This is a genomic window from Wenyingzhuangia sp. IMCC45467 (genome assembly GCF_054111205.1).
The window spans coordinates 220,323-237,599 of sequence record NZ_CM134196.1 but is presented as its reverse complement, the minus strand read 5'-3'; the positions used below and the strand labels follow the sequence as shown (position 1 = coordinate 237,599).

Annotated in this window: 17 protein-coding genes; 16 read left to right on the top strand and 1 reads right to left on the bottom strand. The window is 27.9% G+C overall.

The features are described from left to right. Positions 1 to 139 precede the first annotated feature (139 nt). From ACXGQT_RS01040 to ACXGQT_RS01020, 5 genes are all read left to right on the top strand, one after another. Positions 140 to 718 carry a hypothetical protein gene (locus tag ACXGQT_RS01040; protein WP_457829578.1) on the top strand — a complete coding sequence of 193 codons (579 nt, stop codon included), beginning with the start codon at positions 140 to 142 and terminating at the stop codon, positions 716 to 718. Positions 719 to 935: 217 nt separating this feature from the next. Then, positions 936 to 1,889: a hypothetical protein gene (locus ACXGQT_RS01035; protein ID WP_457829577.1), complete on the top strand. Its 954-nt coding sequence runs from the start codon at positions 936 to 938 to the stop codon at positions 1,887 to 1,889. 206 nt (positions 1,890 to 2,095) lie between these two features. Then, complete coding sequence (locus ACXGQT_RS01030; protein WP_457829576.1) at positions 2,096 to 2,290, top strand: hypothetical protein; 195 nt, start codon at positions 2,096 to 2,098, stop codon at positions 2,288 to 2,290. After that, positions 2,290 to 2,652 carry a hypothetical protein gene (locus tag ACXGQT_RS01025; protein WP_457829575.1) on the top strand — a complete coding sequence of 121 codons (363 nt, stop codon included), beginning with the start codon at positions 2,290 to 2,292 and terminating at the stop codon, positions 2,650 to 2,652. The genes ACXGQT_RS01030 and ACXGQT_RS01025 overlap by 1 nt, the downstream gene beginning before the upstream one ends. A 917-nt stretch (positions 2,653 to 3,569) precedes the next feature. Beyond that, complete coding sequence (locus ACXGQT_RS01020) at positions 3,570 to 3,716, top strand: hypothetical protein (RefSeq protein WP_457829574.1); 147 nt, start codon at positions 3,570 to 3,572, stop codon at positions 3,714 to 3,716. Here the strand turns inward: ACXGQT_RS01020 and ACXGQT_RS01015 are convergent. Beyond that, entirely contained in the window at positions 3,700 to 4,161 is a 462-nt protein-coding gene (locus ACXGQT_RS01015; protein ID WP_457829573.1) for a hypothetical protein, read from the bottom strand. The two genes, ACXGQT_RS01020 and ACXGQT_RS01015, sit on opposite strands and share 17 nt — an antisense overlap. Before the next feature lie 863 nt (positions 4,162 to 5,024). Between ACXGQT_RS01015 and ACXGQT_RS01010 the strand changes: the two genes are divergently transcribed. The 11 genes from ACXGQT_RS01010 (at position 5,025) to ACXGQT_RS00960 (ending at position 17,164) form a co-directional block, all read left to right on the top strand. After that, the gene (locus ACXGQT_RS01010) at positions 5,025 to 5,618 is read left to right on the top strand and encodes a hypothetical protein (protein ID WP_457829572.1); all 594 of its coding nucleotides are present in this window, start codon (positions 5,025 to 5,027) and stop codon (positions 5,616 to 5,618) included. Between the two features lie 234 nt (positions 5,619 to 5,852). Then, a complete protein-coding gene (locus ACXGQT_RS01005; RefSeq protein WP_457829571.1) occupies positions 5,853 to 6,362 on the top strand; it encodes a hypothetical protein in 510 nt (169 codons plus the stop codon). Between the two features lie 217 nt (positions 6,363 to 6,579). Continuing rightward, the gene (locus ACXGQT_RS01000) at positions 6,580 to 7,077 is read left to right on the top strand and encodes a hypothetical protein (RefSeq protein ID WP_457829570.1); all 498 of its coding nucleotides are present in this window, start codon (positions 6,580 to 6,582) and stop codon (positions 7,075 to 7,077) included. Between the two features lie 223 nt (positions 7,078 to 7,300). Beyond that, positions 7,301 to 8,128 carry a hypothetical protein gene (locus ACXGQT_RS00995; protein WP_457829569.1) on the top strand — a complete coding sequence of 276 codons (828 nt, stop codon included), beginning with the start codon at positions 7,301 to 7,303 and terminating at the stop codon, positions 8,126 to 8,128. Positions 8,129 to 8,403: 275 nt separating this feature from the next. Further along, positions 8,404 to 9,693, top strand: coding sequence for an AAA family ATPase (locus ACXGQT_RS00990; RefSeq protein WP_457829568.1), 1,290 nt, complete (start codon positions 8,404 to 8,406; stop codon positions 9,691 to 9,693). Next, complete coding sequence (locus tag ACXGQT_RS00985; protein WP_457829567.1) at positions 9,686 to 10,300, top strand: RloB family protein; 615 nt, start codon at positions 9,686 to 9,688, stop codon at positions 10,298 to 10,300. The genes ACXGQT_RS00990 and ACXGQT_RS00985 overlap by 8 nt, the downstream gene beginning before the upstream one ends. A gap of 160 nt (positions 10,301 to 10,460) precedes the next feature. Next, the gene (locus tag ACXGQT_RS00980) at positions 10,461 to 11,423 is read left to right on the top strand and encodes a S41 family peptidase (RefSeq protein WP_457829566.1); all 963 of its coding nucleotides are present in this window, start codon (positions 10,461 to 10,463) and stop codon (positions 11,421 to 11,423) included. A gap of 880 nt (positions 11,424 to 12,303) precedes the next feature. Next, positions 12,304 to 12,735 carry a hypothetical protein gene (locus tag ACXGQT_RS00975; protein ID WP_457829565.1) on the top strand — a complete coding sequence of 144 codons (432 nt, stop codon included), beginning with the start codon at positions 12,304 to 12,306 and terminating at the stop codon, positions 12,733 to 12,735. 930 nt (positions 12,736 to 13,665) lie between these two features. Continuing rightward, positions 13,666 to 14,358: a DUF6843 domain-containing protein gene (locus ACXGQT_RS00970; protein WP_457829564.1), complete on the top strand. Its 693-nt coding sequence runs from the start codon at positions 13,666 to 13,668 to the stop codon at positions 14,356 to 14,358. A gap of 703 nt (positions 14,359 to 15,061) precedes the next feature. Continuing rightward, positions 15,062 to 15,664 carry a hypothetical protein gene (locus ACXGQT_RS00965; protein WP_457829563.1) on the top strand — a complete coding sequence of 201 codons (603 nt, stop codon included), beginning with the start codon at positions 15,062 to 15,064 and terminating at the stop codon, positions 15,662 to 15,664. A gap of 231 nt (positions 15,665 to 15,895) precedes the next feature. Next, positions 15,896 to 17,164 carry a hypothetical protein gene (locus ACXGQT_RS00960; RefSeq protein ID WP_457829562.1) on the top strand — a complete coding sequence of 423 codons (1,269 nt, stop codon included), beginning with the start codon at positions 15,896 to 15,898 and terminating at the stop codon, positions 17,162 to 17,164. The last annotated feature ends 113 nt before the right edge of the window (positions 17,165 to 17,277 follow it).

Below are 17,277 nucleotides of genomic sequence, written 5' to 3'. Positions count from 1 at the left end.
CGTGTTCGAAAATCTAGCCGATTTTCTTCCCGCACAAAGCCTAGCCAAAACCGTTAGCTAATATTTATGGAGAAATTTTATTTCTAAGAAAATATTTTATTGTAAAAACTTAAAAACAGATACTTAAATAATAAAAAACATGAAATTATACGAGAAAATAATCTTAATTACAATAGCTGTCACAGGATTATTAATAGGTATGAGTACTCTCTTTGATTTTAACTTATTTCCATTCATTTCATTAATCCCTTTTGGATTATTTTTAATTCTATTGACTTCTTATACATTTAAAATTACAGATAGAAAAAAGAAATTTTTACTATTAACTTATATTTTTATTTCATTGATTGATACTCTATTTTCATTCCTACACTGGGAAGGACAAATGTTCTTAGGAAGTACAAAATGGCTTATAATTCTTATATTATCAATTTATTGGCTCATAGATATCAATAAATTAAATATTGAAACCTATAATAAAAAAGTAAAATGGATAAGTATACTATTTTTGACTTTTATTATTTCTCACTATATATTTATCAACATATCATTATTTGTATTTATTGGATTATTTGTTTTAGTAGTTAAGCTACTTAAAAATGATAATTCTCTATTAGAGAAGAACGACTATCAAATGGTTAAAATAGCTTTACTAACTAGCGTATTTTTTATTTCGATACATTTAAAAGCTATATTACTTTTATCAATGATCATATAAAAAACATTAGCTAACACCGGCTAAACTTCATGCGGGTTTGGTGCTAACTTCAAAGTTTTGTGTATATTTACTAAGTCGCCAAATCTTGTTGATTTGGCTTTGTGAAATCAAAAGAAACAAAACCAAACAAAAAGCTTCGGCTTAGTCCGTAATCGAAAATCTGGCCGATTTTCAATCCCGCACAAAGCCTAGCCAAAACCGTTGCCAAAAATTTAAAATGAAAGATTTCTATATAAGAAGTATAAAATATTTTTTAATCACATTAAGTATTTTTTATACAATTATGAGTATCAAAGCATATGATATTGTATATATGCCAGAATACAAACTAGATTCATTAATAGTATCTGTATTAATGACATCTTATACATCAAGGTTTATATTAATATTATCATTATCAATTGCCTTAACTATTAGCTTTTCAAATAAAATAAAAACACTCAAAAATAAAATTCTAAAACATTGCATATTAATCTCAATATCTTGTGGAATAATATCTTTTTTGTTATGTGATATAATTCTTCCAGAAATGTATAAAGAAGGGTTCACAAGAAGCCTTAATATTAAGATGGGAAAATCCATTTCATTGCAAGAAGAAAGAATTAATCGAAAGGACTCCTATAATAATTTATATTACTTACAAAATATAAATTTTATTCGAAAAAAATTAGATACTATTTCTGATAAAATTGACTTACAATATTCTAAAATAGATTCTATCAAATTAAATATATCCAACCAATATCTTAATGAAAAATTTTCTTATAGTAAAGGAGCAGATATTGAAAAATTTAAATTAAAAGAAGGTTTAAAAAATCCTGCCGAAAACCAAAGAAAAATAGCTTCTGAACTCAAAGCTGAAATAAATCATACTAAGCGTATAGAAACACAATTTAACAAAGCAAAATGGACTATTATAGATAGAGTTTATTTCATCATTTTAGCATTAATAACTCCTTTTATATCATTATTATTAGCTTCTAAATTTTATAACCAAAATGAAATATCGCTTATAGCTATATCGTTATTACTTACTTCTTTCCTATATCTAATTTCAACAGATATAAAGGGCTATATTATCGATAAACAATTCTTAAGTTTAATATTGTCAGTAATCATTTCGATACTATTAATTGTATTTCTAACTAAATATAAAACTAAAAAACTTTAGGCAACAACGGCTAAAATTAATGCGGGCATTATTTTAAACTTCAATGTTTTGTGTATATTTACTAAGTTGCCAAATCTTGTTGATTTGGCTTAGTTTAACTAAAAAGTACAAATCCAAACAAAAAGCTTCGGCTTAGTGCATAATCGAAAATCCGCAGATTTTCTCCCCGCACTAATCCTAGCCAAAACCGTTGGCAATAATATAAAATGACACTCGAAAAAATATATGAAAAAGCAAATGGAATAATTGGCATTGAAGCAATGACAGTTAATGAAAGACTTTATGTTTCAGGTTTAATTGACACATTTGATAAAGTCAAAAAAGATGATAAGGAATTAGCAAAAATCATTTTAAAAGCACTTAAAGTAGACACAAAGTCAATCGAAAAAATTGTCACATAATGAAATATAGTATTCCCGATAAAAGAGAATTAACTAAACATGAAATTGAATTTCTAACTTATCTATTTGAAAAAGAAAAATCAGAATGGAGAAGTATAATTCCAAACCTGAAAGTTATTGCGAGATGTGGTTGCGAAAATTGTCCAACAATAATGTTTGGAAAATCATTTGATTCTGAAATTCAAAGAGGTGAATTAATGATCGATTATGTTGGGAAAAGTAAAAACGAAAAACTAATCGGAATTATGATTTTCGGAACTAATGAAATGCCTAAAGAATTAGAGTTTTATTCAATAGATGGAGAAACTGATTTTATTGAATTACCCAAAATTGAAACATTAAAACCTACAGAATACCAATAAATACTATTGCCAACACCGGCTAAACTTCATGCGGGTTTTGTTCAAACTTCAAAGTTTTGTGTATATTTACTAAGTCGCCAAATCTTGTTGATTTGGCTTTGTGAAAACCAAAGAAACAAATCCAAACAAAAAGCTTCGGCTTAGTACGTGTTCGAAAATCTTGTCGATTTTCAATCCCGCACAAAGCCTAGCCAAAACCGTTAACTTAAACAATCCTTGAAATTTCTGTCGAAATTTACGCGGATGTTTAAATTGAACGGTATTCTTTAGTTTGAAAACAGTGCTGACTCAAAAAAATTCAAAACGAAACTTATCTTTTTGAGCTGAAAAAAGCCTTTTGTTTGCGTAAAAAATGAATTGGAAAAACTTCAGTAATTGATAATTTTTCTCAAGCCGATAATGATTTGTAAACTGGTATTGCGTGTTGAAGTGTACGTGAAAATCATATAAATATTTCTTTGCTATTTATTTGAAAAAATATCTAATGAAACGAAAATTTGTTTCACTAAGTTACGTGCTGAAATGTACGCTAAAATCACTTCGTTGATAATTTGTCTTTAATCGATGAATATTTACATACAAAACGTTGAAACTATCGTAGCAATGCGATTTTGAAGTCGTTGCGGGTATTTTGGAAACTTCTTCTCTTCTAGTGAATTTTTCAGTTTGAAAAATTGCATAAGTTAACAACAGCTAAAAAACATAGCTAAGTTTCTGCTTTCTCAATGTCTGTGTTTTATTTATTTTGTGTAGTTTTAGTCTGAAAATTAATTGCTAGTCAACTCGCTACGTTTCCTAGCTAAAACCGTTGTAACATATTTATGAAAATAATTGAAAAAACCTGTTAATAACTTGTTGTCTTTTAAAACATTATCATTCATTGGAATCATATATCTTTGTTTGAAACAAAATGAACTATGGCTAAAAAAAATAATCCATTACCAAAAACAAATAAACAATCGAATACTGGACAATATATTCCTAAGTCGACAAACTTAAGTAGAGAAGGTGCAGAATCAACCAGAGGTTCAAGAACAAGTACTCGACCTAAAAAAGACAACTAGAAACAGCTAATGAAATTAAACCGACAAACATTCCAAGAATAGATAAAAAATTTAAAATACCTGTTGATTTATCAAAAATCGAAACTTTTTCATCTATACGTTTTAATTCACATTTATCTATTTTTTCGCCTTTAATCTCTTCAATTTTTATGTGGATATATTCTTCTTCATATTTATTGGCATAATATGCTGTTTGTTGAGAAATTACATTTAGTATAATTGAAACAAGAAAAAAAATTCCTGATAATTTAAATACTAATTCATTTTCAACTGAAAACGTTCCCTTCTTGACTTCTTTTAAAAGTTCAAGAATTATATATATTCCAGCACTTGATAAAGAAATAGTCAAAAGATCCATTCTTCTTGATGAATAAAGAGTCCTTTCTTTTGTTACTTTTAAATGTTCTGACCAATTTTCATATTGGATTTTCTTCTTTTCTTTCATTTTAAATATTTAAGTAAATATATTAATAAAAAACATGTTACAACACCGGCTAAACTTCATGCGGGTTTTGTGCCAACTTCAAAGTTTTGTGTATATTTACTGGGTCGCCAAATCTTGTTGATTTGGCTTTGTGAAACCAAAAGAAACAAATCCAAACAAAAAGCTTCGGCTTAGTTGCGTGTTCGAAAATCTTGTCGATTTTCAAGCCCGCACAAAGCCTAGCCAAACACGTTAGTTTAAACAACCACGAAAATTTCTGGTCGAAATTTACGCAGTTATTTAAATCGAACGGTAATCATAAGTTTGAAACCAGTGCTGACTCAAAAAAAATCAAAACGAAACTTATCTTTCTCAGCTGAAAAAAACCTTTGTTTGCTTAAAAAATGAATTTGGGAAAATCCAGTAATTGATAATTTTTCTCTAGCCGATAATGATTTGAAAACTTGTGTTACGTGTTAAAGTGTACGTAAAAATTAAACAATATTTTCTTCTCTAATTATTTGAAAAATACTTGTAGAAAATGAAGAATTTTATAGAGTTACGTGCTGAAATGTACGCTAAAATCACTTCGTTGATAATTTGTCTTTAACCGATAAATATCTACAAGCAAAACGTTGAAATTATCGTAGCAACTCAAGATGAAAATCGTTGCGGATAATTGGGAAACTTATTTTCTCCTAATGAACTTTTAAATATGAAATAGTTGCATAAACTAACAACAGCTAAAAAACATAGCTTTTTTGTGCTTAATCAAAGTTGGTTTTCTGTTTATTTTGTGTAGTTTTAGTCTGAAAATTAATTGCTAGTTTACTCGCTACGTTTCCTTGCTAAAACCGTTGGCTGTAATTAAAAACGACCGAAAAATGACTCCAAAACAAGTCGAAAGAATTCAAAATAAAATCAAAAAAATTAAACATGAACTTGCTGCAGATAAAAAACATTGGGGAGGATTTTATCATGACGGTAGAGGACTTAGATATTTACCACCAGAATTATATTTAAAATTAAACGATTATTCTGGAGCTCTAAGATATTTTAATTGGTTTGACAAAAACTTCCCTGAAGATTCTGGATTTCCAATATTTCTCTTTGAATGGACAATTACCCTTTTCAAAAAGAAAAAAATTAAACTTGCTGAGAAAAAAGCTTTAGAAACATTTTATTCTAATACTTATTTAATTGACATGTTTTTAGGAAATGAATTACTACACTTTGATAAGTCCGAAAGTTCTAATTGGGAATACTCAAGTTTAGTAGAAAATTTAAAATATTCGAAAAATCAAGAAGAACTCAATGATTTTACTAAATGGTTGAAAAACTTTACAACAACTGAAACATTTTACGATTTTGCTAATAAATTCATTAAAATTGAGACAGAATTAAAAAATGAACCTGTCGGAAAGAAAAGATCAAATCTTGTTAATGAAAAATACAAATTACTTGAAAATCTGAAATAAAAAACTACAGCCAACACCGGCTAAACTTCATGCGGGTTCTTTGCTTTCTCAAAGTTTTGTGTATATTTACTAGGTCGCCAAATCTTGTTGATTTGGCTTTGTAAAACCAAAGAAACAAATCCAAACAAAAAGCTTCGGCTTAGTCCGTGTTCGAAAATCTTGCCGATTTTCAATCCCGCACAAAGCCTAGCCAAAACCGTTGGCAACAAGCTTATACGAACTCACAGAGAAAGAATGAACTCTAGAACAATCGAGAAAAATATTGGAAAACCGACAAAAATCGATTGGAAGAAACCAAAAGCAATTGGAAGTTCTTCTTTTTTTCTGAAATCTTTTAAAGCAAAAAATAATTCAACTGTATTTATAAAAGAAAATTCTAAATGTAGTTTTGAAAAATATTCTGGTGGAATTCTTTTAAGGTCTTACTTGTCTAATAAAGCTAGTACATTGACAATAAAAGAATCCGAAATTAAATACATAAAACTAATACGTGGAAAAGAAAGCGTTGAACCTATAACTTTATCTCCAATGTGGATTATGTTAAAATTGGGAGTTTCTAAATTAATTGCAAGATATTTTAGAATAGTAATCGCTGAATATTCAATCGACGAAATGAAATTAAAGATTGAGACAGAAAATCAAATTATGGAATTCATTCAAAACGGATATATCTTTGAGAGACAATTGAGTTTTTTTGAAGAACTGAATTATGGAGACAAAATAATAGTTGAAATGAATGAATAAAAAGCCAGTTGCCAACAACGGCTAAAATTAATGCGGGCTTTAGTTTTAACTTCAATGTTTTGTGTATATTTACTAAGTTGCCAAATCTTGTTGATTTGGCTTTGTCTAACTAAAAATTACAAAACCAAACAAAAAGCTTTGGCTTAGTCCGTATTCGAAAATCCGCAGATTTTCTCCCCTCACTAATCCTAGCCAAAACCGTTGGCTGTAATAAAATATGACAGACTTTAAAACCGAAAAAGCCAAATTATTATCAGAATTGAATTCTGAAATTAAACGCAATCCAAATAATGAAATTTTAGAAATATTAAAAAATAATTTAGATTCATATCAATCTGTTTCCGAATTAAATGGATTTTTAAGTAGAACTATTGTTGATAGTCTAAATTTTGAATTTAAAATCGGAGAAAAATTAATTGAATTTGAAAACTATTTCTCCGACTATTCGAATTCAATTCGTTCGACTGAATTGAGAAGTTTAGCGAAAAAATTAATTAAGGAAAACACGCGAATTACATTTTACGGAAAAGCTTGGTCTAAAAATACTGCTGAATGGATTTATTTTGACAAAGTGTTTGACTTAAAAAAAATACGAAACAAATTCTCATTTGGAAATAATATAATTGAGCATCAGAATTTAGATAGCAGGTCTGGATTAGAAAAAGGATTTATTGACAAAAACACCAATGAAGGAATAATGGGAAAAGTGAAATAAAACTACAGCCAACACCGGCTAAACTTCATGCGGGTTTTGTGCATACTTTAAAGTTTTGTGTATATTTAGTAAGTCGCCAAATCTTGTTGATTTGGCTTTGTGAAAACCAAAGAAACAAATCCAAACAAAAAGCTTCGGCTTAGTTGCGTGTTCGAAAATCTTGTCGATTTTCAACCCCGCACAAAGCCTAGCCAAAACCGTTGGGCACAATTAAAACGAACAAATGAAATTTAATTCGATAGAGGAAATAAAGACAGAGTTTAGTTTAGAAGGATTTGAAAAAGATAAATTAAAGAAAAAACTGAAGAAAAAACTAGCAGAATCACACCCTGATAAAGTTGGTCAAGAAAATTTTGATAGTGAATATTTTGAAAAACTTAAAAGTGGACTTGATTTTTTGACCAAAACAACCACAACTGATTTGGTTACAACCGAACAAGTAACTGATTTAATAAAAATTGTAAAAGACTTAACTACAAAATCAAGTAATGATACGGCTGAAAAACAACTTTCTGAAGGTCTAGACAACTTCTACAAAGAAAGAAAAGAAGCTCTTTTAATGCCGAAAATATCTTTATCTGTTATTACTGGAATATTATCTTTCTTATGGCTATTTCCTCAGACTGTAGCTGATCATCCAATATTAAGTAAGTATATAGATTTTGAAAATACAGTATCAACTATAGTTTGGTTTGTACTTTTAATGTACACAATCTTCTTTTGGGTTTTAATTTCTAGAAAAGAAAGAAGAGAAAAAAATTTATCAAAAGGACTAAAAACAGAAAGGACACAAAATAAAATACTTGTTGATTTCCAAAGAGAAAACGGAACTGAAAATTTCATTAAGTCAGATTTGACCGATTTCATTCTTGACAGATATAGTTTTAGAAAGCAACCTTCTGTTTTAGCTGTATTTATGGGAAGAGCAGGAATTGACCAAGAAACAGGAGAAAATCTTTCTAATTTCATTATTAGTAAAGCTGAAAATAAAGGTTTAATCACTGAAAACAAAGAAGGTCTAACATTAGATGAACTTTACGAATGGAAATAACTGTGCCCAACACCGGCTAAACTTCATGCGGGTTTTGTGCTTACTTCAAAGTTTTGTGTATATTTACTAAGTCGCCAAATCTTGTTTATTTGGCTTTGTGAAACCAAAGAAACAAAACCAAACAAAAAGCTTCGGCTTAGTACGTGTTCGAAAATCTTGTCGATTTCCTTCCCGCACAAAGCCTAGCCAAAACCGTTGGGTGCAATACCAAAAAAAAGAATAATCAACTTCTATTTGTAATTTTTGTAATATATTTACCAAAAACAATTATAGAAATGATTTTAGAATTCAAAGTTAAAAATTATCTTTCATTCAGAGAAGAGCAAGTTCTTAGTTTTGAACCCTCTACTGACAAAGAATACGAATCACAGTATTGTGTAGAAGTAAAAGAAGGAGTTAAAATTTTAAAACTAGGTTTGGTTTATGGTGCTAATGCTTCAGGAAAAACCAATCTATTAAAAGCACTTGAATTTTTAAGAAGATTTGTTCTTATTCAAAAAAAAGACAAAACTAAAGAAACTGATGCTTTATCTTTTCAATTTGACAATTCCTATATTGAAGAACCTAGCGAATTTGAATTATCTTTTTATCTAAATAAAATTAAGTATGTTTATTCTGTCATTTTAGACAATGATAAAGTACTTGTAGAAAACTTAATATATTACCCTGGAACTCAACCCGCTGTGTTTTTTGAAAGACAGTTTGATTCTAAAAAACAACAATCCATTGTAAAGTTTGGAGGAACTATCAATTTAAAGGCATCTGATAAAAAATTACTTCAGGGATTGACTTTAAAAAATAGTTCCGTTTTTTCTGCTTTTTCTAAGGTAAATATTGAAAAATCAATATTTGATGAAGTATTCAATTGGTTTAATGATGATTTCATGCAGCTTATAAAACCATCAACTGATTTGTTTGGTTGGACTAGTAGTAATATTGAAAAAGATAATACTTGTAAGGATTTTGTCTTAGAAGTACTTCAACAAGCTGATTTTAACATTTCATCTATTGATATAGATGAAGAGGAAATTGAAATTGATGAAAAACTTGAAACAAAAATTTCAAGTATGAATATTCCTGATGAAATGAAAGAAGAAATTCTTCAAAAGAAAATATTAAAAGCAAAAGAAATCACGTTTGAGCATACTACTGCATTAATGAAGAAAAACTTACCTAAAAATCTTGAATCTAGTGGAACAGTAAGGTACTACGGATTAGGAGGGGTTTTAAATAAATTATTGTCTTCAAACACATTTTTATGCATAGATGAAATAGAAAATTCATTACATTACGATTTAGTAGCACACTTCATTAAAACCTTTTTAATGAATTCAAAAAATTCTCAATTATTATTTTCTACTCATGATATTAACTTGTTAAACGAAGATTTTTTGAGAAGAGATACAGTTTGGTTTGTTGATAAAAATGAGTTTGGTGCTTCCGAATTATATTCTTTATTAGATTTTAAATTACATAAAAATCTATCTCCATACAATGCTTATAAAATCGGAAAACTTGGTGCAAAACCTGAATTAGGAGAAATAATCTTATCAAAAAATGGCTAGAAAAATTTCTAATAGGAAAACTAAATTTAAAGTTGCAATTGTAGGAGAAGGTCTTACTGAGTGGTATTATTTTTCTAATATGAAGCAACATGAACGATTTAAATTTAAACTAGAACCTGAATTACCAAAACATTCAGATTATAAAACATTAATTAGAACAGCTCGTCGAAAACGTGATGAAGGATATGATCTTATTTTTTGTGTTTTAGATATGGATAGAATTATAACAAACGAAACAGAAAAACGAGGGTACTATTTAGAAAAAACAAAAATTAAATCAAACAGAAAAATTGAATTTATAGAATCTATGCCTTGTATTGAATTTTGGTTTTTACAACATTTTTTAAAAAATTATTCATCAAAAGTCTATTTAAATTATAACCAAGTATCCACTGCTTTAAAACAACATATTCATAATTACGATAAAACTGGAAATTTTTTAAAACCTTTTGGAATTTATAATCATTTAAACACTGTTGGTAATTACTCAAATGCAAATGAATTTGCTTCTAAATCAATTGAAGAAAAAAACACTAGTTCTAATCCTTTATTTAATTATACTAATATGAATGCCTTAATAAATAAATTGAAAGATATAAAAAGGTAAAGCACCCAACAACAACTAAAAAACATAGCTTTTTTGTGCTTACCTAAAATTGGTTTTCTGTTTATTTTGTGTAGTTTTAGTCTGAAAACTAATCGGCTAGTTTAACGCTACGTTTCCTAGCTAAAACCGTTATATAGCATTTCAAAAATAAGATCTGAACATGAAGAAAATCATAATCATATTTATCACATTATTATCATTCATTTCTTGTAAAAATGAAAAGTCAAATATTTTTAAGCGGTCTTTTTATCAGTCTTTTAACATTATTAAAGAAAAACATATCAAAACAGATAAATTAAATTGGGATAAAATTGAAAAAAATATTCTCGACTCAATTCCGGAATTTCGAAATAATTTTGATGTTTATAATGGAGTAAAATATGTTTTAAATCAAACAAACGATAAACACAGTTTCTTTTTGCCACCAAATAAAACTTTGAATCCATTAATTAATGATTCACTAAGCGTTCCAGAAGTTAATTATAAAATTTTAGATAATAATATTGGATATTTAAAAATAACAGGTTTTTTCTCAAACGATAGCTTGAGTTCAGCTTACTCGTTTAAAATTAGAGAAACGCTAAAAAAGGTTGATAGCTATCCAAATCTATCTGGATGGATTCTTGATTTAAGAAATAATGTCGGAGGAAAAATGGGTATGATGTCTTTAGGACTTGCACCTTTATATGAGAACGAAACCATTGGATACTCTGTAAATAATAAAAAAGAGTATTTTGAACATAAATTAATAAATGATGCTTTCTATTATGGTGAATATAAGGTCAATAAACTTCACTTAACAGATACTTTATTTTATGATAATTTGACAAATTCAGGTAAACCGATTGCAATATTAGTGAATGAAAAAACAGGAAGTGCGGGTGAGGCTACAGCACAGTCATTCAAATTTCAAAAAAATACTATGATCTTTGGAACAAATACACTTGGATTAACAACAGATGTGCAAATGTTTGAATTTGTAAGTGGAGCACAACTTTGTATATCTGTTGCATTTATGTGTGATGAGAAAAAAAAAATAATTAAGGAAATTATACCTGATATTAAATGTGAATCTAAAAACTCAGTAAATTTGGCTATCAACTGGATTAAAAACGCTATATAACACCGGCTAAACTTCATGCGGGTTTATTTCTAAATTCAAAGTTTTGTGTATATTTACTAAGTCGCCAAATCTTGTTGATTTGGCTTTGTGAAAACCAAAGAAACAAATCCAAACAAAAAGCTTCGGCTTAGTACGTGTTCGAAAATCTTGTCGATTTTCAAGCCCGCACAAAGCCTAGCCAAAACCGTTAACTTAAACAATCCTTGAAATTTCTGTCGAAATTTACGCGGATGTTTAAATTGAACGGTATTCATAAGTTTGAAACCAGTGCTCACTCAAAAAAAATCAAAACGAAACTTATCTTTTTGAGCTGAAAAAAACTTTTTTTACGTAAAAATGAATTGGAGAAAATCCAGTAATTGACAATTTTTCTCTAGCCGATAATGATTTGTAAACTGGTATTGCATGTTGAAGTGTACGTGAAAATCATATAAATATTTCTTTGCTCTTTATTTGAAAAATATCTAATGAAACGAAAAGTTGTTTCACTAAGTTAAGTGCTGAAATGTACGCTAAAATCGCTTCGTTGATAATTTGTCTTTAATCGATAAATATCTACCAAGCAAAACGTTGAAATTATCGTAGTAATGCAACTTTGATGTTGTTGCGGATATTTTGGAAACTTCTTCTATCTTAGTGAATTTTTCAGTTTGAAAAATTGCATAAGTTAACAACAGCTAAAAAACATAGCTAAGTTTCTGCTTTCTCAATGTCCGTGTTTTATTTATTTTGTGTAGTTTTAGTCTGAAAATTAATTGCTAGTCAACTCGCTACGTTTCCTAGCCAAAACCGTTGGCATTCATTTAAAAAACAAATGCTCTATTCAATAACTTAACGCAACCAATTCTTAATTTTTCCATCTTAGTTAAAATTATCTATTATGAAACAGAGAATAATAAATTTAGTATTAGTTATATCATTAGGATTTTTCATCAATTGTAACAATAAAGACAATGATATAAACTGTTCTCTTGTGAATTGTTTTGCAGGAGATATTGTAAAGCTAACTTTTTTGAAAAACGATCAAAATATATTTGAAACTGAAGCTAATACTGAAATATCCATAACACAAAATAATAAAGCAGTAGATTTCAATTTAAATACTGAAACTAATCAAGTTACACTATTTTTATATGATGACAGCCCTCTAACATTATTTATAAATGACCAACAACTTAATATGGAAATTTCATCAACCTTTATAGAAAGTGAATGCTGTAGCGGAATTGAAATTAATAGTTTAAAAATTAGCAATATTGAAATTTGCAATGATAAATCTTGTAATGAAGTTTTAAGTATTGAAATTAATTAAAAGCATCTATATGGTTAATGTTTTTTATTTCTATTGAAAAAAATATTAAGTTGAAAAAACGAAATGCCAACACCGGCTAAACTTCATGCGGGTTTTGTATTAACTTCAAAGTTTTGTGTATATTTACTAAGTCGCCAAATCTTGTTGATTTGGCTTAGTTCAAACCAAAAGAAACAAAACCAAACAAAAAGCTTCGGCTTAGTACGTGTTCGAAAATCTTGTCGATTTTCAATCCCGCACAAAGCCTAGCCAAAACCGTTGGGCACAATTAAAGAAAACTGAGATCAATTGAATTAATATAATGGAAATTAATGAGCTAATAGAAGTTTGGAAAAATTCAAAAGTAAAATTAAATAAAGGTGCAGAATTACTTGAAATAGAACTCTTAGAAAAGCATCTGGAATTTGAATTTCCTAAAAAGTTTAAACAGTTTTACTTAAAGATAAATGGGTTTAAAGATTCTACATATGTTTTCTATATTTCCTCTTGAACGAATAAAAATAGAATATGACTTATCTGAAAATAATGACTTTATCCCTTTTTGTGATTATTTAATTAATAGCCATCAAATTGGATTCTGCAGAAAGGCAAATGGAATTTATATTAATTATGAAAATAATCTTTGCGATTTAAATGACAAAGTAGCTGATAACTTTGAATTATCAATGATTGAAATTTTAAACAATTCGAAAAATATATATTAAAAACTGTGCCCAACAACGGCTAAAATTAATGCGGGCTTTGGTTTAAACTTCAATGTTTTGTGTATATTTACTAAGTCGCCAAATCTTGTTGATTTGGCTTAGTTTAACTAAATAATACAAATCCAAACAAAAAGCTCTGGCTTAGTGCTTGCTCGAAAATCCGCAGATTTTCTTCCCGCACTAATCCTAGCCAAAACCGTTGTGGCTAATTTAATGAACCCTGAATATGAAAGGAAAAATTGGAATTGTAATTATTATTTTGTCTTTTCTAATTTCATTAAATCCTTATTGGCTGATTTTTGGAATACCTCTTTTTGTAATCGGAATTATAATATTATTACTTTCTCAAAAACCTATTAAAACAAAATTAATTTGGATTTTAACGCCAATAATTCTTTGGTATCCATTTATGACTTTGTTTTTCTATTTAATGGGAACAATTGGAACAGCTACAGCTCAAAAACTTGATTTAATATTCCCTGAAAACTTTAAAGGAAAAGCAATTGTAATATCTGAAATGCCTTGTGGAGAAGAAATTGAAATTATTGATAACCGAGAACAATTGCGAATTCCAGAAAACGGAATTTTACTCTATAAAGGAAATTTAAAAAGCGGATATATAAATAATCGATATTTTAAAATTGACAAAAAAGGAAAAAAGACAGAAATACCAACTCGTGCGAATTATATGTACTTTGACGATTCAGAAAATAAACCTGACGAAAGTGTTGAAGGAATTTGGTTAAGTGGTGGTGGAACAAAATATAATCCAAATCCAAATGGCGGAATTAATTACTCATACAGAGAGTTTTTAATAAGTTCAAAAGATAGTTTGGAAAAATGGAATGATTTTAAGAGTTCTAGAAGATTAGAAAGAATAACAGATAGTTTAGTGGAAAAGTGTAAAAACAAAAACTAGCCACAACAACATATATAATTTATTGCTGGCTTCTAGCCTACTTACGAAAATCCTCTCGGATTTTCTATTCGGTTTTATTTACTAAATTCAGTGCTTGAAAAACGCAACAAATCATATATAAAACCGTTACCTTTAACCGCGCAAAATTCCGGTCGAAATTTTCCCTGTTAAAGAAATAGAAGCTATTCTTAAAAGTTTGTAACCACGTAACTGAGCGGAATTTTGAAAAATTCATTTTTCCCGAAACATTACTGTAACCGATAATAATTTAAAGTAACTGAATTTTATAAACAGAATTGCGTTAAGCTGAAATGTCGAAAAATTCTAAAAGCTGAAAAACTCACTAAACTTTCGAATCAGTAAAAACTTGTTTGAATTTAGCGTAGCAATGCTTAATTTAAAACCGAAAATCACTAAAAATTCGAATTTAATACAGAATCTTGAAAAAATCATTTGTTTGAAAAACAGTCGCTACGTGTTTGAATTATAGGAAAAACACTAAATTCAACAGAGAAATGAAAGTTTACGAATGAAAAAACGGCAAAAGGTAACAACGTGTAAAAAAAATTGCTAGTCTAGTTATTTCAAAATGTTCCGCTTTTCTTTATTATATTTGTTGCTAGCTCGAAAGGTTGACTATTTTTTAATCGCAACTTTTCTTACACAAACCGTTACCTTTCATTAAAAAATTCGAAAATTAACTATGAAATGGCTAAAATACATTTTAATATTTATAATAACTTTAATCAGCTTTATCACTATTTATTATTTAATTAATAACAAAACTGAAATATCAAATCTTACGGAAAAAAATAAACGATTTGCTCTAAACACAGTTGATATCATTAAAGCTGAAAACTTAAAAAAAATAATTAAAGAAAAGGCTTTGTTGGAAAAATCAAGTAATTGGATAACTAATGAAATAACTACAAGTTCCGTAAAATATAATTCTGAAATAATATCAGACAGAGACAAAAAAATATACATTGAAACTACAACAGATATCAACAATATTTATGACAATTTAAATTATTCCAAATTTGTAATAAACGCAGGAATTAAAGCTTGGATTCTCGGAATAAAATCAAAAACTGATAATATTGAATTTTCTAAATCTGAATTAACTCAAATTGGAGAAATCGGTTATTCGGTAAATTTTAAAGGTGAAAATGGTATTATGGGATTTCTTTGGATATTTAAGAAAAAAAATATTTTTATTACAATACAATGCCTTAATTCAAGTGACGAAATAATTAATACTGAAAACATTGAATATATTTTAAATGAAAAATTTCCTCTTAGATAAAATATTCTCACAAATAAAAAAACGAAAAGGTAACACTGGCTAAACTTCATGCGGGTTTTGTTCCAACTTCAAAGTTTTGTGTATATTTACTAAGTCGCCAAATCTTGTTGATTTGGCTTTGTGAAATCAAAGAAACAAAACCAAACAAAAAGCTTCGGCTTAGTCCGTAATCGAAAATCTTGTCGATTTTCAATCCCGCACAAAGCCTAGCCAAAACCGTTAGGCATAATTATGAAAAAAAATATTATACTGTTTATTTCTTTATTTTTTTCAATAAATTTTTACTCACAAGAAATAGATTTTAATTCATTGCCGAAATATGACTGTAGTAATAAGAAGTGGATTGAATTTACCAGAGATACAATTATTGTAGTTAAACCTCAAAAACAATCTAATTCAGTTGAATATTTATTACAAGATTTATATGCATTTATGAATAATAAATACATCATTAAAAATGAGAATGAACTCAATGAAAATGACTTAAAAAAAAGCTTATTAATTGTTGGAAACACTTCTGATTTTAAGAAATGGGATAAATTTAATTTGCCTATAAAAAAAAGAAAAAAAGGATTTATTTTCAATGACATAATTTTTTTTGACAAACAAGATGCCCTGTGGTTTAATGATTATAAAAGGGTAGTAATTATAGCAAACAATTATTCTGCATTAAAAACCATCTTTGATTTTGGACAACTTGGAATGGACTTTTTCACTTTACAAAAGAATCAACTCTCATATTTTGGTAATTTTATTGATAATGATTTTAATAAGGTAAATTCATCGAATGTTAGAGATTTAAGAATCAAAAATTACATATTATACAACGAAAGTTCTGCTAACTTTTATATTTCAAAAGACAATATAACTAGTATTGACTTCGTGAAAATAAATAACAATTTAAGAGATTATATTAATAAATATGTTACTTTTTTTGAAATATCAATTCCAAAAAGAAAAGTAAATGCAATTATTCATCATGACTTAAATGAAATGAGTAATATGATTGGAATGTGGAGTTTATCATGTGGTGGTAATAGTAACGGAATGAATGTACTTGGAGAAATTCACTGTATTGGAGTAAATCAAGGATTAATTAATCATGAGATAAGTCACCATATTTTTAATTCAAATATTCCTGCTGAAAATCTTCCTCCTCTATTACTTGAAGGTGTAGTTGAAGTATTTACCAATAACGAAAACCACAATCTTTATAAAAAGAGAATCCATAATATTTATAACAATTGGACTAAATTTGATTTTCAAGAATTATTTGAACGAAAAGAATCATTTTACGGATCTAATTCATCTTTGAACTATGAATTATCAGGTGTTTGGGTCAAATATTTTATTGAAAATCATGGATTAAATACGTTTAAAAAATTATGCTATTCTAATAACAAAATAGAATATATAGAATCTTTAACTAATGAATCGTTTCAAAAATTTAATAACAGTTTTAAAACTTGGTTAAAAATTAAAATTGAAGAATTAAAATAAAAAACTATGCCTAACACCGGCTAAACTTCATGCGGGCTTGGTTTTAAACTTCAAAGTTTTGTGTATATTTACTAAGTCGCCAAATCTTGTTGATTTGGCTTTGTGAAACCAAA

Excerpts from the sequence above, each read along its gene's own strand:
- ACXGQT_RS01040 (WP_457829578.1), top strand. The coding sequence starts at position 140 with ATGAAATTATACGAGAAAATAATCTTAATTACAATAGCTGTCACAGGA.
- ACXGQT_RS01035 (WP_457829577.1), top strand. The coding sequence starts at position 936 with ATGAAAGATTTCTATATAAGAAGTATAAAATATTTTTTAATCACATTA.
- ACXGQT_RS01030 (WP_457829576.1), top strand. The coding sequence starts at position 2,096 with ATGACACTCGAAAAAATATATGAAAAAGCAAATGGAATAATTGGCATT.
- ACXGQT_RS01025 (WP_457829575.1), top strand. The coding sequence starts at position 2,290 with ATGAAATATAGTATTCCCGATAAAAGAGAATTAACTAAACATGAAATT.
- ACXGQT_RS01020 (WP_457829574.1), top strand. The coding sequence starts at position 3,570 with ATGGCTAAAAAAAATAATCCATTACCAAAAACAAATAAACAATCGAAT.
- ACXGQT_RS01015 (WP_457829573.1), bottom strand. The coding sequence starts at position 4,161 with ATGAAAGAAAAGAAGAAAATCCAATATGAAAATTGGTCAGAACATTTA.
- ACXGQT_RS01010 (WP_457829572.1), top strand. The coding sequence starts at position 5,025 with ATGACTCCAAAACAAGTCGAAAGAATTCAAAATAAAATCAAAAAAATT.
- ACXGQT_RS01005 (WP_457829571.1), top strand. The coding sequence starts at position 5,853 with ATGAACTCTAGAACAATCGAGAAAAATATTGGAAAACCGACAAAAATC.
- ACXGQT_RS01000 (WP_457829570.1), top strand. The coding sequence starts at position 6,580 with ATGACAGACTTTAAAACCGAAAAAGCCAAATTATTATCAGAATTGAAT.
- ACXGQT_RS00995 (WP_457829569.1), top strand. The coding sequence starts at position 7,301 with ATGAAATTTAATTCGATAGAGGAAATAAAGACAGAGTTTAGTTTAGAA.
- ACXGQT_RS00990 (WP_457829568.1), top strand. The coding sequence starts at position 8,404 with ATGATTTTAGAATTCAAAGTTAAAAATTATCTTTCATTCAGAGAAGAG.
- ACXGQT_RS00985 (WP_457829567.1), top strand. The coding sequence starts at position 9,686 with ATGGCTAGAAAAATTTCTAATAGGAAAACTAAATTTAAAGTTGCAATT.
- ACXGQT_RS00980 (WP_457829566.1), top strand. The coding sequence starts at position 10,461 with ATGAAGAAAATCATAATCATATTTATCACATTATTATCATTCATTTCT.
- ACXGQT_RS00975 (WP_457829565.1), top strand. The coding sequence starts at position 12,304 with ATGAAACAGAGAATAATAAATTTAGTATTAGTTATATCATTAGGATTT.
- ACXGQT_RS00970 (WP_457829564.1), top strand. The coding sequence starts at position 13,666 with ATGAAAGGAAAAATTGGAATTGTAATTATTATTTTGTCTTTTCTAATT.
- ACXGQT_RS00965 (WP_457829563.1), top strand. The coding sequence starts at position 15,062 with ATGAAATGGCTAAAATACATTTTAATATTTATAATAACTTTAATCAGC.
- ACXGQT_RS00960 (WP_457829562.1), top strand. The coding sequence starts at position 15,896 with ATGAAAAAAAATATTATACTGTTTATTTCTTTATTTTTTTCAATAAAT.